The sequence below is a fragment of the Bacillus sp. FJAT-25509 genome (genome assembly GCF_001420605.1).
Taxonomy (GTDB): Bacteria; Bacillota; Bacilli; order Bacillales; family Bacillaceae_G; genus Gottfriedia.
Genome location: NZ_LJIZ01000012.1, coordinates 31,761 through 56,408 on the forward strand (window position 1 = coordinate 31,761; position 24,648 = coordinate 56,408).

A 24,648-nucleotide genomic window follows, 5' to 3' on the forward strand; every position below is an offset into this window, starting at 1 on the left:
ATAAATATGTAACCAATATTTTGGCATACTAATTTTACAATGATTATTAAAAGGTGGTATTTAATATGCGTAAATATTTAGTTTGTTTATTAACCTTATTTTTATTAACAGGATGTTCATTCGGTCCAAGTCATTCGAGACAGTTCGATTATGAGGACGTAACATATAAAAATGAACATCGATCAAATCCAACACCTAAACAATTGAATACAAAGCCGATGGATTTAGGCGATGTAAATGCTAAAATGTCAAATAACTCTTACAAAGATTATGGCTTTTCTAGACTACAAAAGCAAGATGTTTTAGGTAAAGATGGTGAATATACATTAACAATTGATAAACAAGAAGTATCAAAATTCATTTCTTATTTAGTTGTAAAGCTTCCTGATATAGACGATGCTGCTACACTAGTTACAGACCAAGAGGTATTGATTGCTTATCGATCTGATGGTGATAAAAAACTAGCTAGAAAGCAAGTTGAAAAAACAGCACAATCAGCGCTTCCTAGTTACTATCATATCTTTACTTCAAATTCGATAAAAAATATTAATAATATTGAGGACCTAAATAAATATGGTCAACTTAATGATGGTCAATTAGAGCAACAAATACAAGATTTAGCTCAAGGTTTTGATGTAGATAAACAAAGCATGCATTTTGATCAGATTTCAAAATAAAAAATAAAAGCACTAGCATGGGCTAGTGCTTTTTGCTTTTTTATTATGCTTGCTTAGCAGCTTCAACTTGTTCGTCAGCATGGTATGATGAACGAACTAGAGGACCAGCCTCACAGTGTGAGAATCCTTTTCCTAATGCAACTTCTTTTAGCGCTGCAAACTCGTCAGGAGTATAGTATTTTTTTACAGATAAATGAGTTTTCGTTGGTTGTAAATATTGACCTAATGTAATGATATTTACACCTGCTGCACGTAAATCATCCATAGCTTCGTAAATTTGCTCATTTGTTTCACCTAAACCAAGCATGATGCTTGATTTTGTAGGGATGCTAGGGTTAATTTCTTTTGCTCTACGTAAAAATTCTAGTGATCTTTCATACGTAGCTCTTGCACGAACACGTGGTGTTAATTCTCTTACTGTTTCAATATTATGGTTCATAATATCTGGTTTTGCATCCATTAGCATTTTAAGGTTTTCAAATTTCCCACCCATATCAGACGGTAAAACTTCAATTGTAGTAAATGGATTTGCTTTTCTAACTTCTCTAACAGTTTCTGCAAATACAGCTGCTCCACCGTCTCTTAAGTCATCACGAGCAACCGCTGTAATTACTACGTGCTTTAAGTTCATTTGTGTTACTGATTCTGCAACACGAACTGGTTCTTGTAGATCAAGCTCAGTTGGTAAACCAGTTTTAACTGCACAAAAACGACATGCACGAGTACAAACCGCACCTAAAATCATAAATGTAGCTGTTTTTCTTACAGCCCAACATTCATGGATATTTGGACAACGAGCTTCTTCACAAACAGTGTGAAGATTTTTTGAGCGCATCATTTTCTTTAATTCTGTGTAAGATTCATTTGTGTTTAATTTTATTTTTAGCCACTCAGGCTTTCTTAAATATTCTTCCTTTTTTGATGCCATTTGAAATTCCTCCAACGTTTATTCGTTTACGACATATTTCATTTTTTTCTTCCAATAGTTTATATATTACTACATTTTTCACGGATATGAAAAACTTTCGTTTGATTATCCCTATAATTTCCATTTATGAAAGTTGCTTCTTTAACCAAACTATATATGTAAATCAATTTAAAGGATGATGGTTTTGAAAAAAATAATTGTACTCTTTAGTATGGTGGTTATGTTCATTGTGCCATCATTTACAAATGCAGAAGAAATTGATCAAGCTCAGCTTAATAAAGAACGAATGGCCTTATATAAAAAAGGTGAAACACTAACCTTTATTCCTTGGTATTACTTTGCTGCGATCGATACTTATGAACGCAATGTCCGCAGTGTAAGAAACGATATACCAAAGCGCGAAAATGGTGTCCTCTCAATTTATATCAAGCCAGAGGATTGGAGCGGGCTTTCAAATCCGGTTAAGAAAGACACATACGCCCCTACAATCCATTTATTTAGCGGAATTGGTTTAGATGGAAATAGTGATGGAAAAGCTTCACTAGAAGATGATGAGGATATTCTATACACTTTCATTCATCGATTACATTTCTATGGGCCATCTAGGCAATATATCCGAATGATGCTATGGGATTACTACCAAAGAGCAATAACTGTTGATATTATCGATGAATATGCCCGTTTATATCAGTATTACGGAAAGTTAAATATAGAAGGTAATGCGTTCCCATTACCAATTCACAGTACACATAGTTATCGAAGTACATGGGGTGCCCCTCGAAGCTTTGGCGGACGAAGAGTTCATGAAGGTACTGATATATTTGCAAATTATGGTACTCCTGTAAGGTCCACATGCTATGGAATTATTGAAACAAAGGGCTGGAATCGCATTGGAGGATGGAGAATCGGAATTCGAGACTTAAATAATAATTATCATTACTACGCTCATCTAGGGGGCTTTAACAAAGACATTCAAAGAGGGCAAGTAGTAGAGCCAGGAACACTCATCGGTTATGTTGGAAGTACTGGTTACGGACCTCCAGGGACATCTGGAAAATTCCCTCCGCATTTACACTATGGTATATACAAAGACAATGGTTACGCAGAGTGGTCTTTTGATCCTTATCCAAGATTAAGTCTTTGGGAGCGTCAAGATAGAAACAAATAAAAAAACTCGTCGATTTCCGAGTTTTTAGGCGAAGCCAAAGGAGTAGTTGAGTAATGTAAAATAAAAAAGCAGACTAATTTATACTGGTGTACTAAGTTAGTCTGCTCTATTTTTAAATTTATTTTTTTCCGTTTGTTGTTGATGGAGTTTGTGGTATGGTTTGTTGAGTATTTGGAGTAAATGGAATATAACTAGGAACTTCTCCATCGATGATTTCAGTAGCAATTGGGACTTGTACTTTCACCTTTGTTGATTTCGTACTAAACGGGATAATTACATTCATATTTACTTCTACATTCATAATAATTTCGACTACAGAATTATCAAACCCAAATGGCTTAACTTCCTGTGTAACATTTGCCACTGCATCACCGACTACAGAAAAACGAACTGGTATAGTAGGTCCAAGTTTTCCTAGTAATACTGTATTTGTAACGACTCCAATCGGTACTTTTAAATAAAGTCCATCATGATCTGCCTTCATTTTGTTCATTTCTGATTTTGATAAAGATAAAAATGATATATCTCCATTTTCAACTCTACGTATATTTTCTTCAACGTGCTGAGTAGTGGAACCAATTATTTTATTAATTAAGTATGTATTTGTACTAATTACTGCTTTCCCATTTTCATCGACATCCCGAATGATAATATCCTGACCCTGTAATTCCTTAGAGGCTGATTCATATGCTTCGTTTATGACTAGGGATGCAATTCGTCTTGTTTGTTTCTCAGAATATTTCAAAATGGTCGGGGTGAAAATTTTATCAATTTGCCAAAAAGCATAAAAGGAAAAAAATAGTAAAACAATACTAATAACTACATATTTATTTGGAAATATATTACGAATTGATTCTGTTATTTGAGTTGAACCAGTTTTATATCCGCCAAAAGATTTTCTTTTTGAAACAAAAAATTTATTTTTTGGAACACGTCTGTACTTAAATCTTTTCATCGTATCCATGCCCCCTTACTAATGGGTATGCATGTCATTGCTTGTTCATTCTTAATGGATTTGTACAAAAACAATAAAAAAGATGCCTCAGTAATTTCTGTCATTTATTAATAAATGCTTTGTTTTATTGTTTGATCACACTCGATAATCTCTAATTTTAACTCATTATAAAGATTCACTTCATAAGGAGTACTTACCTTTCTTCCGTTTTCTTCAAATATCCGTACAACTGGACGATCTGTAGAAACATCATTTTGCCTGAAAACAATTCCGCGTCTACCATCACTTAATTTTACGTATAATCCCGTTGGATAAATGGTTAGTAGATCATTAAAAATTCTGACTAATCTAGCATCAAATAATTTATCACTTCCACTATTTAATAATGTTAATCCTTCATGCGGAAGCATTGCTTGTCGATAAACTCGATTTGAAGTTACAGCATCAAAAAAGTCGGCAATCCCAATAATCTTTGAAAAAAGATGCATTTCCTCACCAAATATTCCTTTTGGATACCCGCTCCCATTGATCCTCTCATGATGCTGTAATGCACAGTCTGCAATTACCGGATGAATAGTAGGTACTTGTCGTAGTATATCGTATCCAGCAATGGTATGTTGTTTAATGTACGAATATTCTTCTTCCGTTAAACGGTCGCGTTTATTTAAAAACTTTTTTGGTATGACCATCTTCCCAATATCATGTAAAAGTGCACCTAATCCAAGTAAATTAAGCTGGATTTTACTTAAATCTAAAATCGTTCCAATTCCTAAAGAATACATAGCTACATTCAGTGAATGTCTAAAGATACACTCGTCATATAGTATTAAGTCAGCTAATAAAAATAAAACATCATTCTGTTGCCATAATTCATTATGCAGTGACTTTATAATTTCTTTAAGCCTAGATTCGTTTTTTTCTAAAGATAGACATCTTAAATATAAATCTTCGCTAATTAATTTAACAAAAGCATCTTCTATTTTTTTCGTGATTTCAATGCGAAGTTTATTTGATACTTTCTCTTCCGTTAAGCGTTCTGATAATTGAGCATGTACTAAAACAAATGGAGTAGCTAATTTATGTATTTGCTTAATCATCTCTTCTGTTAAAGGAATATTTGCATTTACGATCATTTTTCCATGTTCAGTATAAACCGGCATTCCTAAGATCGTACCTGGAACAAGTGTTGATGCTTCAACAACTCTCATTGTTTTCTCCTTCAACAATTTTTTAATTAAATATATGGTTCTTCATTACAGTTAATACATTGTAATAATCGATTTTTTAGGGCATTCGTTTACAAATGAAGCCACTAAAAAAATTTAGTGGCTTATTTTATATCATCTTTAATAATGCGTCTTTTCCAATCATTCCTTTTTGAATACCTAATTTTTCTGCTTCAACAGTGATAGACTCTAAAGGCGCATTTAATAATTCTTCTATTGTTTTTACACCAACTGCTCGGCCTGCAATAATTTGACGGTCGCGCAATTTTTCATTTAATAAAGCTACATCTAATGCTCCGCACATAATATATCCCTTATCATTCATAACGACTAATAATGTAGTTTTTGGAAGTAAAACCGTAACAGCATTAAATGTATGATTATCTATTTTAATTGGGCTTAAATTGATCAAGTTCAACGCTCCTTTCTCATTCTAAAATATGAGAAAAAAACAAAAGTGAAACCTGTCTAAACTTGATAAATTTTAGACACTTTTTAAAGCCCCAAATAACACGTCACGAATAAATTCAGGCATAAAAAATCTTTTATGACTAGCATCACGAATTGTAGGAATTAAATGGCCAAACGTAAATAAATCCAAAGTTCCGATCGTATACATTCGGCTTAAATCTAACATTTCTCCATTAATAAATAATTCTTCTTGATAAAAATGTCTTTTCTTATCCCTTTTAACAAAAGTGATTCCATCGTAAACCATTTTTCCAATTACTTTACCTCTAAATCCAAAACCTTTCATCTTCAAATGAGTCAACTCTTTATCTTCACAGCGATTTAAAACATCTAGTAATTCCTTACCAGACAAATTAACAACACAAGGATTAATAGGATGTGGGCATATTCGATGAATGTCACCCTTTGTAACAAGTCCATGCGATAAGCCATCAAGTAAAATACCCGAATTTAATATACTGATATCTGATTTTGTCCATTGGCGAAGTGCATTCGCTAATAATTTCAGCAATGGACTATCTTTAAACCAATTCACATGCATGTCACTCGGTAGATGTGTCACTGGTTCACTTAAAATTTCTTCACTTAATCTCATTAAATTAGCCAGCATGAGTTTCGTCACTTCATCTTGATAATCTTTAGGGACTGTATGAACTTCAGTAACTGAAGCTTCAGTATTCATTATACTTTTCGTCTCTTTATTTACAGTAATTAAAACCTCGCCTAAATAGTTACCGTGTTTACCTGTTCCACAAAGTAAAGTTTCACCAGCATACTCCCCATTTGGAAATAGATGGTGAGTATGTGCGCCTAAGATAATATCGACTCCTGAAAATTGTTCAGCAATTCTCTGATCGTCTCTCATACCTAAATGAGAAAGTATTATGACAATGTCAGATTGCGCTTTGACAATTGGAAGGACGCTATTTAACATGTCAAACGGATCTTTTATACTCCATCCTAAAGTTTCATAAAACACAGGATAAGCGACTGTTAATCCAATTACTCCTAGCTTTACTCCATTTTTTTCATATATTTCAAAAGGCTTGCTGATACTCTCGGTACCTTCATCTGTAATGGCTAAATTACCAACTAATACATCAAACTTTGCATCTTCGTAAAGATTTAACAACTCACCTTTAGATAAGGTAATTCCTTCATTATTACCTATTGTAATTGCATCAAACTTTGCATCATTTAAAAGTTTCACATTACCCTTTCCTAAAGTGGCCTCAGAGATTGGATGAAATCGATCAACGAAATCACCAATATCAAAAGTAAGTGTGGCCTCCCCTTTTCCTTTGGCTAATTCTCTTTTAGACTTCAACAAACCGACAATTGTTGGCCACGTTTCGAAGTGGCTGTGAATGTCATTTGTATGGAACAACCGAATATTTATAGATTGATTTGTTTCCATTGTTCCACCATCCTTTTTTTAAATATTTTCTATAATTAATTTTATGCCATAAAATAACACGACTAACCTTAAAATTAATGCGATTGTTTCAGTTTTTAATTTTTGATTAATATACGCTCCAATTTTCCCACCAAACCATGCGCCAGGAATAAGTAAAAGAATGTAATAGAAATTTACTTCTCCTAATGTGATGTATGAAATTGAGCTTCCAAGTGTCGTAAACATAACGACAAACATTGAAGTCGCTACAGCTAACTGAGGTGGAAAACCGAATAAAAACGCCATCATTGGTACTAACAATATTCCTCCACCAATTCCAAATAAACCTGAGATGATCCCGATACAAATAGACAATGAAATCGCCAATGGAAGACTATAGCTATATGTATATGCCTCGCCTTCATCATTTGTAAATGTTCGTATAATACCCTTATGTAATTCCTTTGATTTTCTATTTAATTTTGCAGAAACAAATAGAAAGACTGATATACAGATTAAAAATATCCCAAAAAATAAAGTAAACCGCTCAGTATTTAAAAGCGAATTGATGTAAGTACCTAGTAAGCTACCAGGAACACTACCTATTAAAAATAAAATGCCACTCTTATAATCGATTCGTTTTTGCTTATGATACGAAAGGGTGGATGAAAGCGAAGAAAACACAATTGTAATCAGTGAAGTTCCAACTGCAACATGAATTGGCACAGTCGAAAAAGCGGATAAAAAGTGATCAATATTAAGTAGCATTGGAACAATAATAATTCCTCCGCCTAAACCAATCAATGATCCGACTGTTCCTGCAGCGAGTCCTATACTAATGAGTATAAGAATTTGTAGAATGATATCCAACCTAAATTTCTCTCCTTTATAAATACACTAAACATCTATCTTCTCTATATTTTAAATAATAGTTTAACACAAAAAAACTCGGATTTCCCCGAGTATGAATAATACCATTTATAAACACTGGCTATTGTTTTAATATACTTAAATTTGCAATCCAAGGTCCTACGTCAGTTTTATATCTTTTTGCCATCACTCTTGTAATTTGAGCTATATGGGTTAGATCATGTACGACAAAAGTAGATAGTAATTCTCTTAATTTAACTGTTCCAAGATCTGGATGAACCCCTTCTAATTCTAGGTGTAAATTAGGGTCAACCAATGATTGTAATTTTGTAATATTTTCTGCTCTTAAATTTTTGAATTCTAGTAATCTTTCTTCTACTGATTTTTCATGTTTTTCATTTAAATGCGAAAAACGATCGAATGGCGGGAAATGGTTGTTTCCTTCTTTGTTAAGTATGCTGTTCAATCTTGGAATCCAATTTGTTTTTTCACACTCAATTAGATGGTCGATTACTTCAGAAGCATTCCATGTTCCTTCACCTTCATTGCTACTTAGCCAAGATTCAGATAAACCTGACAAAAGGGACTCTAATGATTTGGGTGTTCTTTCTAAGACTTCAATCGCTTCTTTAAGGTTAAAATTCATAAAAAAACTCCTCCCACACTAAAATATAAATTCCTTTAACAACATCTCGTGACCTTTCAAGTTAAATTTTACCATAAAAAAGGTAACTAAATTAAAATCATGCTTATTGTTCCTAATAGAAAAAAGCATGGCAAGATTGCCATGCTTTTAAGTAGGAGAGTCCCTAAAGAATGATAAAGTTAACGTCTATTCCATCTTCTCCAACTCTGCTTTGACTTTTTCTAATGTCAAACCTTTATATTTTAATTTCGGACTTGGAGCATTCGTCATTGACGGATTTTTTAACTTGTAATTTTTTTCAATAAGTGCAAAGTCTGTCAGATCAACCTTGCCATCAAAATTAATATCTGCAGCACGCTTATTCGTACCCCAATATGTTTGCATATAAATTGCGTCCATAACGTCAACGACTTGGTCACCGTTCACATCACCGGCTTCTAATTGCACTTCACCATAAATATTGTTCCATTCGCCACGATACTGATCGCCTGCTTGTTTAAATAATGTAAATGGTCTGCTATATTTAAAATGCCCTGGAACATGAATAGTGAACATCATTTCTTTATTTGTGACAGGCAATTTAATTGTTGCTTTAGGCCACAGGTATGTCCCATAAGCTGGTGAAGTTATAGGATAAGAAGTTATAGTGCCATTGTATAATTTGTTGTTTGCATCTGTAACATATGCACTCGCACCTATATTTGTATAGTCCCTCATGTTTAAATTTATTCCATCATACGTGTAATGTAACCCTTCAGCAATTGGAGAAAATGTTAATTGTGAGAATGATGGTTTCACATAAGATTCCACCGATAAACTAGGAATAGAGATTTCCGCTTTATCTGTATTCACATAAGTAGAAGCAAGATTTTGCAATTGTAAAATCCCTTCATAATAATCTTCATTCTTTACTTTTACCTTAACGTCTACCATTGGAGTTGTTCCAGTTATACCATCTGTGTTATTTATTGCTAGATGGATCGAATGTTTATTCAGTTCTCCATTACTAGTTAATTCTTTATGTTCTAACTGTACGTTAGCTTTTTTCAGTAATTCTGGACGTATTGTTACATTTTCTATTTCAAAATTTTTATTTAAATAATCAAAAGTAAATGTTTGATCATTTACTTTTTTTACATTATTTGCTGTTAGTGTATAAGTAACTGTATCTCCCATCGTTGGGTTAACCTGATCTGGCTTAGCATCTACATATTGCGTGCCTTTTTTTACAAAATAGGTTACGTGTGCGTTCGGATAATCAACTGCACTTGATACACCTACACCAAAGAAACGAACTGGAAGAATTGGCACCGTATCATCAATTGGCATATTCGCATTAAACGTACCATCTGGATTTAAAGGAACAAAACCATTTGCAGTATTTGCTGTTTTGTCTGGTTTTAGTAAATCTCTATTATAATAAAACGCTACTTTATTTGCAGATTGATCTCTAGTAAAACCATATTCATTCATCGTTTTAATATTTTCTTCGTCAATTGATCCCGAAACTAATACTGATTTTTGTCCATCTTCATATTCGTAAACACCATGAGGAAGAGAAGTGATATTAAATTTTGGCGCCGTATTATCTACAAATAAGTAAGTGTCAGAACTAAATGTATTCCCTTGATCGTCCGTTGCAATTGCCCTAAATTTATAGTCTCCATGCTTAACAAATTCTGAAAAATGATCAAACTGAGTTGACATATATTCAGCATCAGAAGAAAACGGCTTACTTTGATCACCTGTAAATGGTGTACTAAAGCCTAAGTTTGCAGAATTATAATTTGTACTTGGATTTAAAGCATTTCCACTAATATATCCTGAATGTCCCAAGATTTTGTTAGTTTTTGGATCCAAATATAAGAAATCAATTCGTTTAACATGTCCTTTTAATTTAAAGTTTACAAAAAAACCGCTTACTGAAAATATACTTTGATCGAAAGTGGCGTTTGCAGCAACTGCATGCGATCCTAAAATGTCAAATGCTTCAAATTTGTTTTCTTCATACGTTACACCAAACGGTATTTGGTACACTTCAGATGGGTTATTCCTGTTAGTATAGATTACATACCCTTCATAGATACCTGTTTCTGCTGTTTTTGGAATCGATAAAAACACGGATTGTTTTTTACTACTATTACCATTTACTTTTATAGAATTTTCGGTTAGAACCTTCACTCCGTTTTTCTCTGCGTCTTTTGATCCTCTTAAATCTGTTTGATATTGTACTTTCACATCAAATGTTTTAGCTTTTTCCCCGTTGTTACTAATCTTGACAGAACGTGAATCTGAAATGTCTTCACCTGTTAAAACTGCTCGCCCGAAGCTAAGGCCACCAGTTTCATCATTAATTACCTTCGTTTCTCCATTTTCAATCATATTTGTTTTATCTTTTACTGTAATTTCTATAGTTGAATGAACCGCTACATATGGATCGACACGTCCTGCGCCTTGCTCAAAAACACTATATGGTTTACTTAATGAATCTGCAGTATTCATTAAAACACTCTTAACATCGGACGGTTGCAAATTAGGATTTTCTTCTAGTAAAAGAGCAGAAATACCAGTAACAACAGGAGCTGCCATTGATGTGCCCGATAAACGTGCATAAGCATACTCATAGTCGTCCCCTTTATCACCATTTACTACATCGGAAGGAACAGTTGACATCATGGACACACCTGGTGCAACTACTTCTGGTTTTATGTCATAATTTGTCCTACTTGGTCCTCGAGAACTAAAAGTAGCCAAATTATCACCTTGTGATTTTAATTCCTTCATCTCTCCAAAAGTAAAGTTATTTTGCCCATTATCTACCTTTGACTTTAACGCTAGACCGTCTGCATTACTTAATGAAAACGTTGGGATGTAATTTTGGCCTTCTGCTAAATAGGCAGGAATATGACCTTCTGCCGCATTATCATTAAACAAAAGCACAGCAGCTGCACCATTATTTTTTGCTTCTGTAATTTTATTAGCTAGCGGAATACCCTTCCCACGGCTTATTAAAGCAATTTTACCTTTTACATCGATTCCTGCAAAATCAGCTGCTGCACCCATGCCAGCATATACAACAGGAAGTGATTTTCCTTTAAGGTAATTTATATCATCTTTATAGCTAAACGCAATTGCACGTAAATCTGCAGTGACTGTGTCTAGTATCCCTTTATAGCTTGCTATGGAAACAGGTACATCACTTGCACCTACAGTAATTGCTAATGCTGAAGCACCCGGTGTACCTAACGAATACATTCCATCCCCAGAATTACCAGCAGATAGAACTACCGTTACTCCATTTAAAACAGCATTATTTACCGCTATACTTAAAGGATCCATTGGATTATTTGTAGCGGAGCCCAATGACATATTAATAACGTCCATCCCATCCTCAGTAGCTTTATCTATTGCAGCAATAATTCCATTAGTCGGACCCGATCCATATGGACCTAATACTCGATATGCATATAAATCAGCACCCGGGGCAATACCTGTTGTAGCATATTTACTGTTATTTGCACCTCGACCGCCTATCGTACCAGAAACGTGCGTACCGTGTTCCGTATAATATGTACCATTGGCGTTTTTTTCTGCCTTTCCTGATTTCTTCCAATCCTCATATGTAGTTTCCATTGGATCATTATCATTATCTACAAAATCGTATCCACCTTTATAGGCCGATTTTAAATCCGGATGGTTATAATCCATACCAGTATCTAAAATTCCTACTTTAATTCCTTTACCTGTATGGCCTTCAGCATGTAACTTGTCCACTTGTAAATACGAGCGCTCATCAGCCATTCCTAACCCCATTTGTTCTGGAGCAATATCTTTAGCCTGAACTGGTGGTTCTGCCTTTATTTCTACATCGCTATAAACAGCTTTAACAGCTTCCGATTTTAATAAATTTTCAACTTGATTTGCAGGAAGTTTCATTGAAATACCATTAAATGTTGTTTTAAACGTGCGATTTACTTTGTATGCAGATGCTTTCTTAGTTCCTTTTGCCGATAATACTTTTAATAAATCATTGTTAAAAGAAGCATGTGAATCATCTACTAATTTGTCCGCTTCCTTTTCATCTAAAATTTTCCCTTCCGTTGCTGCTTTTAATACTGCGGCTTTAGTTGTAGGTTGTTTAAATTCAACTATAACGGAGATCTCTTCTGAACTATTTTTGTCAATATTTTGTGCTAAGTGTAAACCCGTTTCATTGATTGATTGCAAGTTTACTAGGGCTTTCTTTTGTTCGGAAGTTAAACTATTAAGTAATTTCTCTGTTTGATTCAAACTACTAGACGTATTTTCTTGTTGTAAATTACTGAATATAACTTGTTGAGTTGACGTAGTTGCATGGACTTTAGAAGAGGTACTCAAATACGAAGCTATTAAACTGCTAGAAGCTAAACCTACTCCTAGTGCAACGGTTGAAACCTTTTTTAATTTCCTTTTCATGCTTTCAATTCACTCCTCAATAATAAAATATAGATGAGGAAAATTGAATGGCTCAATTTTGAAAATAGGGGTTACTAATAACTTCTTTTGAAGCTTAGTAGTTTCTAATTGAAATTTTTTCCATTCAATTTTCATACAATTCGAATTATATAGATTATTAATGTATTACTCAATCGTGTTAAGTCGTGTTATTTTAAGGTCAAAATGCTAATAATATGCTATAATTTCAATCACTTTTAACAGAACTCGACATGATTCTTTCAATAATTAACACGACTAAAAGAACCAATGAATAAAACTAATGCATCCAATGGTTCTATACCTATTCTTAAATTTCATATAAAATTCAACCTCAAAAAACCCTGTTACCAATTGGCAACAGGGTTTATCTTTATTCAATGGATTAACCAATAGAACCTTCCATCTCGAATTTAATCAGACGGTTCATTTCAACTGCGTATTCCATTGGTAATTCTTTTGTAAATGGCTCAATGAAGCCCATTACGATCATTTCTGTAGCTTCTTGCTCAGAAATACCACGGCTCATTAAGTAGAATAATTGCTCTTCAGATACTTTCGAAACTTTCGCTTCGTGCTCAAGAGAAATATTGTCGTTTAAGATTTCGTTGTATGGAATTGTATCAGAAGTTGACGCATTATCCATAATTAACGTATCACACTCGATATTTGAACGTGATCCAGCTGCTTTACGACCGAAGTGTACGATACCACGATACGTTACTTTACCACCATGTTTAGAAATAGATTTCGAAACAATTGTAGATGAAGTATTTGGAGCTAAGTGAATCATTTTAGCACCAGCATCTTGGTGTTGTCCTTTACCAGCGATTGCAATAGAAAGTGTAAGGCCACGAGCACCTTCACCTTTAAGGATAACTGCTGGGTATTTCATTGTTAATTTTGAACCAATGTTTCCATCGATCCATTCCATTGTTGCATTCGCTTCACAAACAGCACGTTTCGTAACTAGGTTGAATACGTTATTCGCCCAGTTCTGAATTGTTGTATAGCGGCAGTATGCATCCTTCTTAATGATGATTTCTACTACTGCAGAGTGAAGTGAGTTTGTTGTATATACAGGAGCTGTACAACCTTCAACGTAATGAACATGTGCACCTTCATCAGCAATGATTAATGTACGTTCAAATTGACCCATATTTTCAGAGTTAATACGGAAATACGCTTGAAGTGGCGTATCAACTTTAACACCTTTTGGTACGTAGATGAATGATCCACCAGACCAAACAGCTGAGTTTAATGCAGCAAATTTGTTATCAGTAGGCGGAATTACTTTTCCAAAGTGCTCTTTGAAAATTTCTTCATGCTCACGTAATGCTGTGTCTGTATCAGTAAATAAGATACCAAGATCAGTTAAATCTTGTTTCATGCTGTGGTAAACTACCTCAGACTCATACTGTGCAGATACACCAGCTAAATACTTTTGTTCTGCTTCAGGAATACCCAATTTATCAAAAGTATTTTTGATTTCTTCAGGTACTTCATCCCAAGACTTTTCTGTTTTCTCTGATGGTTTTACATAGTAAGTAATTTCATCAAAGCGTAAATCAGACATGTCTCCACCCCATTGAGGCATTGGCATATCATAGAAATATTGTAAAGATTTTAAACGGAAATCTAACATCCATTGTGGTTCATTTTTCATACGTGAAATTTCTTCAACGATTTCCTTTGTTAAACCACGCTCTGAACGGAAGATTGATACGTCACGGTCATGAAAACCATATTTATAATCACTAATATCCGGCAAATTAGTAGACATTATTCATACTCCCTTCTAATAGAAGAGTAGGATTAAGCTCAGAGGATTATTCCTCTGATTTTAAGCCCTTCTCCATCGCTTTCCATGCAAGTGTTGCACATTTAATTCGTGCTGGAAACTTCGAAACACCTTGTAGTGCTTCAATATCATCTAAATCAATTGATTCATCGTATTCTTTTCCAAGCATCATATCTGAAAATATTTGAGCAAGCTGTAGAGCTTCCTCTATTTTTTTACCTTTAATTGCGTGAGTCATCATTGAAGCTGACGCCATTGAAATTGAACATCCTTCACCGTCAAAACGCGCATCTGATACTATTCCATCATCAACCTTTAAACGAAGTTCAATGCGATCACCACAAGTAGGGTTATTCATGTTTATTGTTACATCGTTTTCTGATATTGCCCCTACCCCTTTGTTACGAGGGTTTTTATAATGGTCCATTATCACGCGACGATATAAAGCATCTAGATCAATGTTTCGATTAATAGACATCGCTGAAATACTCCTTCGTTTTAACTAATCCTCTTACAAAAGCATCTACATCTTCTTTTGTATTATACAGATAAAAACTTGCACGAGCAGTAGCAGATACCTTTAACCATCTCATTAATGGCTGAGCACAGTGATGGCCAGCTCGAACAGCAATTCCCTCTACATCTAATACAGTTGCAACATCATGTGGATGCACATCTTCCACATTAAACGTTACTAGCCCTGCACGATGCTTCGGACCATAGATTGTTACTCCTTTTACAGTAGATAACTGTTCAAGTGCATAATTCGCAATCTCATGTTCATGCTTTTCGATATTATCCATACCGATTTCAGTTAAGAAATCGATAGCAGCGCCTAAACCAACTGCACCAGCAATGATAGGAGTTCCACCTTCAAATTTCCATGGTAGTTCTTTCCAAGTAGAATCTTGTAAGTCAACAAAATCAATCATTTCCCCACCAAATTCAATAGGTTCCATGTTTTCAAGAAGATGTTTTTTACCATAAAGTACACCAATACCCGTAGGAGCACACATTTTATGACCTGAAAATGCGTAAAAATCGCAATCTAAGTCTTGAACGTCGACCTTCATATGTGGAGTACTTTGTGCACCATCAACAAGCATGATTGCTCCATTTTGATGAGCAATTGCTGCAATCTCTTTAACAGGGTTAATTGAACCAAGTACGTTTGAAACGTACATAATCGCAACTATTTTTGTATTTGAGTTAATTATAGCTTTTGCTTGCTCAACGCTGATTGAACCATCTTCTTCTAATGGTATATATTTTAATGTTGCGCCAGTAGCTTTTGCAACTTGTTGCCAAGGAATAATATTACTGTGATGTTCCATATAAGAAATCACAATTTCATCTCCAGCTTTTAAGTTCGTTCTTCCGTAGCTAGCAGCAACTGTATTAATTGCAGTAGTTGTGCCTCTAGTAAAAATAATTTCTTCAATTGATGATGCATTAATAAATTTACGAACTTTATCACGAGCTCCCTCGTATGCATCAGTAGCTTTTGTTCCTAGAGTGTGTACACCTCTATGAACGTTAGAATTATATTCTTTATAGTAGTTAGCAACAGCTTCTATTACTTGAACAGGTTTTTGTGAAGTTGCAGCACTATCCAGATATACTAAAGGATGTCCATTTACTTCTTGATTTAATATCGGAAAGGCTTCACGGATTGCTTTAACATCCATTACTTAACCTTCCTCTCAATTACATCAACAAGCATTTTTTTAACTTCTTCAATTGGTAATTCCGAAACTACAGGTGCTAAGAATCCGTGAATAACTAAGCGCTCTGCTTCTTTCTTCGGAATACCGCGACTCATTAAGTAGTACAGCTGAGTTGGATCTACTTTACCAACTGAAGCAGCGTGACCTGCCATAACATCATTTTCATCAATTAATAGAATTGGGTTCGCATCTCCACGAGCTTTTTCACTAAGCATTAATACACGTGAAGTTTGTTGTGCATTAGACTTAGAAGCGCCGTGTTCAATTTTCCCAATACCATTAAAGATTGAAGTAGCAGAATCTATTGATACACCATGTTTTAAGATCCAACCTTCAGATCCTTTACCAAAGTGAATAATGCTTGTTGTAAAGTTTTGAGTTTGCTCACCACGGCCTACAGTAACCATTTTCATGTCGCCGAAAGAACCGTCTCCAATTAGGTTTGTAACATTTTCGAAAACTGAGTTTCCATCGTTCATTAGACCAAGTGCCCACTCAATTTTGCTATCGCGACCAGCATGACCACGACGAACAACATAAGCAGTTACACCTTTTGCTAACGTATCAACAGCACCATAACGAACTTTTGCATTATCTAATGTAATTACTTCTGTAATAACGTTTACAACAGCCGCATCTAAATCAGCAGATGTAGAAACATAGTTTTCAACATAAGTAACTTCACTGTTTGCATCTGCAACAACAAGTACGTGGTTATATGCAGGTACGTTTTCGCCATCTACAACAAAAATAGATTGGATTGGTTTTTCTAATACTACATTTTTAGGAATGTATAAGAAAGCTCCACCATTTACTAATGCTGCATGTAATGCGATTAATTTATTTTCATCGACTTTTACAGCCTCTGTCATAAAATATTTTTTCACAAGATCTTCGTGATCTTTAATCGCCGTGTGTAAATCTACGAATACTACACCTTTTTCTTTTGCTTCAGAAGAAAGAGAGTGATATACAGCAGATCCATTATATTGTACATAAACTGATTGATCAGTGTCTTCATTTATTAAAGATGTTACTGACTCTGGTAATTGATCTTTTGTAGGAACATTTCCTGTTGTAACATTAAATTCTTTTCCAAAGAAATCCCATTTAGAGATATTTGTTTTATCTGGCTTTGGAAGAGAAAGTGATTCAGCTTTTGCTAGTGCATTTAAACGGAACTCTGTGAAATATGCAGGTTCATTTAGCAGTGCAGAAAGCTGCTTAACTGTTTCTTGACTAAATGGAATTGTAGTACCAGTTGTCATGAGAATCCCTCCTATCCGATTAAGCTTCTTGCCCAACAGTCTCGTCTTCGATACCTAATTCTTGTTTAATCCAGTCATATCCTTCAGCTTCTAAACGTGCAGCTAATTCAGGACCACCTGATTTTACAATACGACCTTGCATCATTACGTGAACGAAGTCAGGAGTAATGTAGTTTAATAAGCGTTGGTAGTGAGTGATGATTAAGCAACCAAACTCTTCTCCACGCATTTCGTTAACACCTTTAGAAACTACTTTTAATGCATCGATATCTAAACCTGAGTCAATTTCGTCAAGAATAGCAATTTTAGGTTGGATCATCATCATTTGAAGAATCTCATTACGTTTTTTCTCTCCACCTGAGAATCCTTCATTTAAGTAACGTTGAGCCATTTCTGGATCCATTTCTAAGAATTCCATGTTTTTATCTAATGTACGGATAAATTTCATTAATGAAATTTCATCGCCTTCTTCGCGACGTGCATTCATTGCAGAACGTAAGAAATCTGCGTTTGTTACACCACTAATTTCACTTGGGTATTGCATAGCTAGGAAAAGACCAGCTTGAGCTCGCTCATCAACTTCCATTTCTAAAACATCGTTGCCATCAAGCTCGATGCTACCACCGATTACTTCATATTTAGGATGACCCATAATAGCAGAAGATAAAGTTGATTTACCTGTACCATTTGGTCCCATGATTGCGTGAATTTCTCCACCTTTTACTTCAAGGTTTACACCTTTTAAAATTTGCTTTCCTTCAATTGCTACTTGAAGGTCTTTTATTTTTAATGTAGAAGCTCCCATTTTACACCCTCCATAATATTACATAAAAATTCTATAAAATAGAAAATGGCTATTTTAAGTTCATTCTCATTTTATTCTCATTCTAATCTTAAAGCAATTAAAAAGTATTTTCAAGCCGTGCCCTATTTTACCAAAAAAGTTTTATTACGTGTAACTTTTTTTCACAAAAAAAGAATAAATAGAGATACTATATATATAGGAAATAAAATATCTAATATCACAACTAAAAAAGAGGGGAATTTAATGTCTAAAACAACTAAGCTTTCACCAGATCAACAAAAATTTGCGATTACTCAACTACAAACATATTTCTTACAAGAAAGAGACGAAGAATTAAGTGAATTAAGTTCGATGTTGCTATTAGACTTTATTTCACAAAAACTTGGACCTATGTTTTACAATAAGGGAGTTGAAGACTCACAAAGATTTATGTCCGAACGGGTTGAAGATCTATATGCTTTATTATTAAAAGAACAGATTGAAGATTAAGTTGTTTTAGTAAACTTCTTTTCTTTTAGTTTTTAACGACCTTTAGCACACACTTTATTTTACGTACATACTCAATTTTAGATTATTCAATATTTATATAGTTGTTCAAATTATTCTTGCATTGTTAAAACAAATAAATGTTTTAATGCAGACTCTTCCATTATTTACGAAAAAACTAGATTTCATTAATCAAATTATCAAAAAAAAGAACCTTTTTACTATAATGAAGGTTCTTTTTAACTTTCTAATAAGGAATTTGACCAATTAAATAAAGTTGTATCTTGTTCATCAAAAAAAGATTATGATAAAAGATTAATTTAATATCCTTTACTTAGAGTAAAATAACGGTTTATTAATCAGTTTGTAATTCAAGTCAGATCGAACATTTTTAACTTCAAAAAAAACAATTAATATAGTTTGTTGATATATTAAATTTATTGAAATACATTTACTTCTAAAATCATTAATAGTTCCTCAAAACATCAATAACCTTTACATATTTCAACACTCTAAAGAAAAAAGGCTTTGTTCAATTAAATAAATTTACTCCCTTAACTATATTTCAAAAACATTAATTCATCCCTCGTATATATTCTCAAATGCGATTTTAAAACATGAGAAAAACGAATTTTTTATTGATAAACTTGCACAGGTATAAAGACTTCGGGCATACCAGCAGCATATGCAGCTACTTCATATTCTTTAAAGATTAATTTAATGCCCGCATGGTCAAATGCCCATAATCTATTTTTGTCACTTAAATCAATTTCGTTAGGAGATTTTATTAATACATATCCTTTATATTTCTTTTGTAATTGCTGATAAGCATATTCTTGTACGGATTTTGTATTTTCGTTTATTAACTTAGATAGTGGAACTACTTCACCTGTTTTCACGTCAAAATTAAATGTAGTTCCCACTGTCATCCCATGTGCTCCACCTGTATATGAATACTCATTATAAATAACACTTAATTTATCAAGATTATTGTATAGTATTTTATAAGTAAAAACATATTCATAAGGTCTCCACGGCCCTTGGCTAGCATCCCATTTTGCCTTAGCTTCTTTCTCGTCTTCTAATAGCTTCAAACGATTACTATTCGCTAAATCAGCACCTTGTTTTAAAATACCATTGATCTTTTGTTGTGCGGTTGAATTAGAAGCTCCACTTATTTGTGGATACTTAATCGGTGCATCATTTAGTTTTTGTTCAGTAATTTTAATATGACGCGGTAATGGGTTTTCATTGATTCGAGCTTTAGTTTCCGCATTAACAAATTTAATAGAGCCCAAATTAATACTGCTAGTCATTATAATTAATAAGAAATAATATAGAAACTTTTTCACTAGACTCCTCCTATTTTCTTTATCAAAAAATAGTATGAGTATCTTTTAAATTATTTATGAAATATTTTATGAGAGTCTAAATACTTACAATCAATTAACAGACTGTTCTCAAGTCATTTTGTTAACTAGTTTAAATAAGTTCATTGCTATTTCATAAGTGTTTGGTTTCACCTTTTGACTATTAGAAAACACAATTACATATGTTTTTGAAACAGGATCGAAGACATTCATACAATTAATTCCTGGAACTACCCCACGATTGTATAAATACTTGCCTTTATTATAAAATCCGTAAGCATAATGGTTTTGATACGGCTTAATAAATTGAGTAAAACTTTTACTCAAAATAAGTTTATTTGAAATAAGTGCCTCGTCCATTTTTTGCAATCCTGAAACCGTTGCATAAATATCTCCACAGCCTAATAAATAATTAAAATTTGGGATTCGTAATTGCTGCGGATCATTTTTAGATTGAATTAATAAATAACCGAGAGCATGATTCCTTGTTTTATAAAAATCATTACCTTGTCCAATTTCAGTCATATTCGCTTTATCGAAAATATGTGTCTTTATATATTCTCCATAAGGAATTCCAGTTACTTTTTCAATAACATAAGCAAGTAAAATATAATTTGTGTCATTGTAATCCCATTTGTTCAACGGTTTATAATGTACATTTGATTTAACTATTTTCTTTATCAGATTCGATGATGAAATTGGATTAAATAGCTCTTTTTGTTTCTTAATCCCTGAAGTATGTGAAATTAAATGAAATAATGTTAATTTTGACCCATTTGGAAAGTCCGGTATGTATTTTGAAATCGGATCATTAAAAGATATTTTGCCTTCTTCTTTTAATTGCATTAACGACGTTGAAACAAAAAATTTAGAAATTGAGCCAACTGGGTAATAGGTATTTGGTTTGTTCGGTAACTGATTTGAGATATCTCGATAACCGTATCCTTTATTAAGGATATTTTCTTCATTCTTCCTTACAAGAACAACTCCGTTAAAATGAATTTGCTGTAAGTAGCGATCAATCTCTCCATTATTCTTATTTTGATCATTAGTAAAATCAACTTTATTCATCGAAGAGTGATTCGAAACTGTCACTTTCGAAGAGTTTTTATTCAAGATAAAACTACAAAAAGGAGACATAATTAAAACAGCTAAGAAACTAGGAATAAAGAACAAATAAATTTTTTTCATCATATACCGCTCTCCCATTTTGCAGGGTTAAGAGGATTTCCCTATATTCCCTCTTCCCCATTATTTTTACCTTACCCCTATTTTATTGTGCAATTTCTTAGTTCCAATCACATACTATCTTAAAGCTACTGTATCTAAAACTTTTAAATCGGAACGAAGAACAAAAATTCACTTCAATTACTTATCCTAATTGTATTAACAATCTTGTCCATTAATCTTTAAAATTTAATTAGAAAAAATTTACTTAAACCTTAATAATTTATTATCTGTTTGTAATTTTAAAAGGTGTTTGGTTAATTTTTCATCTATTTTTCGGTGTTATAATACGTCTAGCTAAAAATTAAGAAAGGGGAAACAAATGGGTAAAATCCATATTTTCCGTTCAAAGACTTTAAGGTTTTTATTTTATACTGCGTTTTATTTATCAATTTTACTTGCACTACTTTACCTATATGGATTTAAAGATTCATTTACTGGGACCTTTATATATAACGATTTTTAGGACGTGAGCTGATGAAATCAATTATTGAACAAATAGATTATTGGGCAATTAACACCCCAAACACGATCGCATTTCAAAATAGTGATTACTCTTTAACATATAAAACTTTAAAGCAACAATCAGATGCGATTGCTAGCTGGATGATTAAAAATAATTTTACGAATAAGCCTATTATTGTGTATGGGCATATGCAGACAGAAATGATTTCCATTTTCTTAGGAAGTGTAAAAGCAGGTTGTGCATATATTCCCGTTGATGAGTCTATTCCTTTTGAAAGACTCAAAAAAATGATTACTAATTCTGGAGCAACTTTACTAATTACACCAAAAGAAATTACTTTAAAGTTTGAATCCATTAAAATCATAAATTTTGGAGAACTACAGGAAATTATTGATTCTACTGATCTAGTCAATTCTTTAACTGATTTTAATGTTAAAGACGATGATACATTTTATATTATCTATACTTCCGGCAGTACTGGAGATCCAAAAGGTGTGCAAATTACTGAAAAAAACTTACGTAGTTTTACCGATTGGATATTGAAGGATTTTAATATACACAATGGACAACGATTTTTGAATCAAGCTCCATTCTCTTTTGATTTATCAGTAATGGATTTATATCCATCTTTATTGTCGGGTGGCACACTCATTGCTGTTGAAAAATCTTTGGTTGAGCGACCAAAAGTATTATTCGATTATTTAATGGAAAGTGATATTAAGGTTTGGACTTCTACACCTTCATTTATAGAGATGTGTATGATGAACCCAAATTTCAGCGAATCCCTACTACCAAACTTAAAGACTTTTCTTTTCTGTGGTGAAGTACTATCGAATAATAGTGCTAAACAGCTTTTATCTAGATTTCCTAATGCCGAGATTTATAATACTTACGGTCCAACAGAAGGAACAGTTGCTGTAACATTCGTCCAGATTACTGAGAAGGTCATAAACCAATATTCCCCATTACCGATTGGAACTCCGAAAGATGATACAATCATTTACATTATGGATGAATTAGGGAACCCACTTCCAGAAGGAGAAACAGGGGAAATTATTATAGCTGGTCCAAGTGTTAGTAAAGGGTATCTTAATAATCAATTAAAAACTGATGCAGCCTATTATCAAATAAATGGTATGCGCGCCTATAAAACAGGTGATTCTGGTTACTTTGATCACGGACTTTTGTTCTATAAAGGTAGGATCGATTTTCAAGTAAAGCTACATGGGTATCGGATTGAAATTGAGGACATTGAAAATAACATTAGAAGATTACCATTAGTCCATTCTGCAGTTATATTACCAGAGATGAAGGATGGTAAGTGTATCGATTTACATTGCTTAACAGTCGTTAAAGAACACGATTTCGAAAAGGAATATCATTTAACACGTTTTTTAAAACAAGAATTAAATAAATATATGCCGACTTATATGATTCCAAGAAAATTTAGTTACTTACAAAGCTTACCAATGACAACGAATGGTAAAGTTGATCGTAAAAAATTATTGGAGCAAACTTACCAATGATTCCTTACGGTAGTTTTACGTTTTTCGGTATTTTGTTTGTTCTATTAATCCCAGCAGTCATATTAGGCTTTTTAGGAAAAAGATTAACTAACTACACAACATTTCTTTCTTTTGTGTTTTTATTATTAGTCTTTTCCTCTTCTAAAATACAAACCTTCTATCTAGTTGCTTATATAATTTGGGTAGTTATTTTAATAAAAGGTTATAGTGTTTATCGGAAGAATGCGAACCATTCAACTGTTTATTACTTAAGTGTTTTTCTATCAATTTTACCTTTAATAATTGTAAAGGTTTCACCGATATTTGAAAGTGCTACACTTGTAGGCTTTTTAGGAATTTCGTATTTAACATTTAAAGCAACACAAGTCATTATTGAAATTCGCGACCACAGTATAAAAGAAATAAGCATTGTTGATTTCTTGAAGTTTTTATTATTTTTTCCAACGATCTCCTCTGGACCAATTGATCGTTTCAGGAGATTTCAACAGGATTATCAAAAAAAGCTAACGGCTAGTGAATACCAGGAGTATTTTCAAATTGGCGTTCATAAAATTTTTATTGGTTTTCTCTATAAATATATAATTGGTTATTTAATTAACGTTCATATACTTGAAACACAGCTTGTTGTAGGGCATACTTTCGTCTCAAATCTAACGTATATGTATGCATATAGTCTGTACTTATTCTTTGATTTTGCAGGTTATAGTGCATTTGCAATCGGCGTTAGTTATTTAGTAGGTATTAAAACACCTGAAAACTTTAATATGCCATTCATTAGTCGAAATATAAAGGACTTTTGGAATCGCTGGCATATGAGCTTATCATTTTGGTTTCGTGACTATGTATATATGAGAATGGTATTCTTACTGACTAAGAAAAAAGTGATAAAAAATAGAAGAAATATATCATATATCAGTTACACTACTTTATTTTTACTAATGGGTGCATGGCACGGGATCCAACTAAATTACCTACTTTATGGTGTATACCAAGCCATATTGATGTGTAGTTTTGATTGGTTTGAACAATTCAATAAGAAAAAAAAGATTTGGAAAAATAATAAACTAACACATGTATTAGCGGTTATTATTACATTCCATTTTATTTGTTTCGGATTTTTAATATTTTCAGGACATCTAGTTAACTAAAGGAGAATGAGTAT

21 protein-coding genes are annotated in these 24,648 nt (G+C 33.2%); 6 read left to right on the forward strand and 15 right to left on the reverse strand.

From position 1 onward, the window contains the following. Window positions 1-65: 65 nt before the first annotated feature. Entirely contained in the window at window positions 66-677 is a 612-nt protein-coding gene (locus AN960_RS06815) for a YhcN/YlaJ family sporulation lipoprotein (RefSeq protein WP_056468723.1), read from the forward strand. 43 nt (window positions 678-720) lie between these two features. On the opposite strand, the gene lipA is transcribed toward AN960_RS06815, so the two are convergent. After that, on the reverse strand, window positions 721-1,605 hold the full coding sequence (lipA, locus tag AN960_RS06820; protein WP_056468726.1) for a lipoyl synthase: 885 nt from the start codon (window positions 1,603-1,605) through the stop codon (window positions 721-723). Window positions 1,606-1,783: 178 nt separating this feature from the next. Between lipA and AN960_RS06825 the strand changes: the two genes are divergently transcribed. Further along, a complete protein-coding gene (locus AN960_RS06825; RefSeq protein ID WP_056468729.1) occupies window positions 1,784-2,773 on the forward strand; it encodes a M23 family metallopeptidase in 990 nt (329 codons plus the stop codon). A 118-nt stretch (window positions 2,774-2,891) separates the two neighbouring features. Here the strand turns inward: AN960_RS06825 and yunB are convergent, their stop codons facing one another. The 12 genes from yunB to sufC all read right to left on the reverse strand — a co-directional run bounded on the left by yunB (window position 2,892) and on the right by sufC (window position 18,411). Beyond that, a complete protein-coding gene (gene yunB / locus AN960_RS06830; protein ID WP_056468732.1) occupies window positions 2,892-3,728 on the reverse strand; it encodes a sporulation protein YunB in 837 nt (278 codons plus the stop codon). Between the two features lie 107 nt (window positions 3,729-3,835). Beyond that, window positions 3,836-4,936: an HD-GYP domain-containing protein gene (locus AN960_RS06835; protein WP_056468735.1), complete on the reverse strand. Its 1,101-nt coding sequence runs from the start codon at window positions 4,934-4,936 to the stop codon at window positions 3,836-3,838. A 127-nt stretch (window positions 4,937-5,063) separates the two neighbouring features. After that, window positions 5,064-5,366: a YunC family protein gene (locus tag AN960_RS06840; RefSeq protein ID WP_056468738.1), complete on the reverse strand. Its 303-nt coding sequence runs from the start codon at window positions 5,364-5,366 to the stop codon at window positions 5,064-5,066. 72 nt (window positions 5,367-5,438) lie between these two features. Then, window positions 5,439-6,842 carry a bifunctional metallophosphatase/5'-nucleotidase gene (locus AN960_RS06845; RefSeq protein ID WP_056468741.1) on the reverse strand — a complete coding sequence of 468 codons (1,404 nt, stop codon included), beginning with the start codon at window positions 6,840-6,842 and terminating at the stop codon, window positions 5,439-5,441. Between the two features lie 18 nt (window positions 6,843-6,860). Beyond that, on the reverse strand, window positions 6,861-7,682 hold the full coding sequence (locus tag AN960_RS06850; RefSeq protein ID WP_056469030.1) for a sulfite exporter TauE/SafE family protein: 822 nt from the start codon (window positions 7,680-7,682) through the stop codon (window positions 6,861-6,863). 130 nt (window positions 7,683-7,812) lie between these two features. Further along, a complete protein-coding gene (locus AN960_RS06855) occupies window positions 7,813-8,337 on the reverse strand; it encodes a DinB family protein (protein ID WP_056468744.1) in 525 nt (174 codons plus the stop codon). A gap of 186 nt (window positions 8,338-8,523) precedes the next feature. Further along, window positions 8,524-12,792 carry a S8 family serine peptidase gene (locus AN960_RS06860; protein ID WP_056468747.1) on the reverse strand — a complete coding sequence of 1,423 codons (4,269 nt, stop codon included), beginning with the start codon at window positions 12,790-12,792 and terminating at the stop codon, window positions 8,524-8,526. Window positions 12,793-13,195: 403 nt separating this feature from the next. Continuing rightward, window positions 13,196-14,593 carry a Fe-S cluster assembly protein SufB gene (gene sufB, locus AN960_RS06865; protein WP_056468751.1) on the reverse strand — a complete coding sequence of 466 codons (1,398 nt, stop codon included), beginning with the start codon at window positions 14,591-14,593 and terminating at the stop codon, window positions 13,196-13,198. 46 nt (window positions 14,594-14,639) lie between these two features. Continuing rightward, window positions 14,640-15,089: a Fe-S cluster assembly sulfur transfer protein SufU gene (gene sufU, locus AN960_RS06870; protein ID WP_025671513.1), complete on the reverse strand. Its 450-nt coding sequence runs from the start codon at window positions 15,087-15,089 to the stop codon at window positions 14,640-14,642. Further along, entirely contained in the window at window positions 15,079-16,299 is a 1,221-nt protein-coding gene (locus AN960_RS06875; protein ID WP_056468753.1) for a cysteine desulfurase, read from the reverse strand. The genes sufU and AN960_RS06875 overlap by 11 nt, the downstream gene beginning before the upstream one ends. Continuing rightward, window positions 16,299-17,606 (reverse strand): Fe-S cluster assembly protein SufD, encoded by a 1,308-nt coding sequence (gene sufD, locus AN960_RS06880; protein WP_056468756.1) that lies wholly within the window; start codon window positions 17,604-17,606, stop codon window positions 16,299-16,301. Before sufD ends, AN960_RS06875 begins: the two co-directional genes overlap by 1 nt. 19 nt (window positions 17,607-17,625) lie before the next feature. Further along, window positions 17,626-18,411, reverse strand: a complete 786-nt coding sequence (sufC, locus tag AN960_RS06885; protein WP_056468759.1) for a Fe-S cluster assembly ATPase SufC — start codon at window positions 18,409-18,411, stop codon at window positions 17,626-17,628. 243 nt (window positions 18,412-18,654) lie between these two features. Between sufC and AN960_RS06890 the strand changes: the two genes are divergently transcribed. Continuing rightward, entirely contained in the window at window positions 18,655-18,900 is a 246-nt protein-coding gene (locus tag AN960_RS06890; RefSeq protein ID WP_056468762.1) for a DUF2164 family protein, read from the forward strand. A gap of 632 nt (window positions 18,901-19,532) precedes the next feature. On the opposite strand, the gene AN960_RS06895 is transcribed toward AN960_RS06890, so the two are convergent. Together AN960_RS06895 and AN960_RS06900 are read right to left on the reverse strand one after the other, a co-directional pair. Then, complete coding sequence (locus tag AN960_RS06895) at window positions 19,533-20,249, reverse strand: DUF3298 and DUF4163 domain-containing protein (RefSeq protein ID WP_056468765.1); 717 nt, start codon at window positions 20,247-20,249, stop codon at window positions 19,533-19,535. A gap of 108 nt (window positions 20,250-20,357) precedes the next feature. Continuing rightward, window positions 20,358-21,461 (reverse strand): serine hydrolase domain-containing protein, encoded by a 1,104-nt coding sequence (locus AN960_RS06900; RefSeq protein ID WP_056468768.1) that lies wholly within the window; start codon window positions 21,459-21,461, stop codon window positions 20,358-20,360. Between the two features lie 355 nt (window positions 21,462-21,816). Here AN960_RS06900 and dltX point away from each other — a divergent pair, with 355 nt between their 5' ends. The 3 genes from dltX to dltB are packed head-to-tail and all read left to right on the forward strand — an operon-like array spanning window position 21,817 to window position 24,634. Next, window positions 21,817-21,960 carry a teichoic acid D-Ala incorporation-associated protein DltX gene (gene dltX / locus AN960_RS23940; protein WP_082459405.1) on the forward strand — a complete coding sequence of 48 codons (144 nt, stop codon included), beginning with the start codon at window positions 21,817-21,819 and terminating at the stop codon, window positions 21,958-21,960. Between the two features lie 11 nt (window positions 21,961-21,971). Next, entirely contained in the window at window positions 21,972-23,486 is a 1,515-nt protein-coding gene (gene dltA / locus AN960_RS06905) for a D-alanine--poly(phosphoribitol) ligase subunit DltA (protein ID WP_056468770.1), read from the forward strand. Then, complete coding sequence (gene dltB / locus AN960_RS06910; RefSeq protein ID WP_056468773.1) at window positions 23,483-24,634, forward strand: D-alanyl-lipoteichoic acid biosynthesis protein DltB; 1,152 nt, start codon at window positions 23,483-23,485, stop codon at window positions 24,632-24,634. Before dltA ends, dltB begins: the two co-directional genes overlap by 4 nt. The last annotated feature ends 14 nt before the right edge of the window (window positions 24,635-24,648 follow it).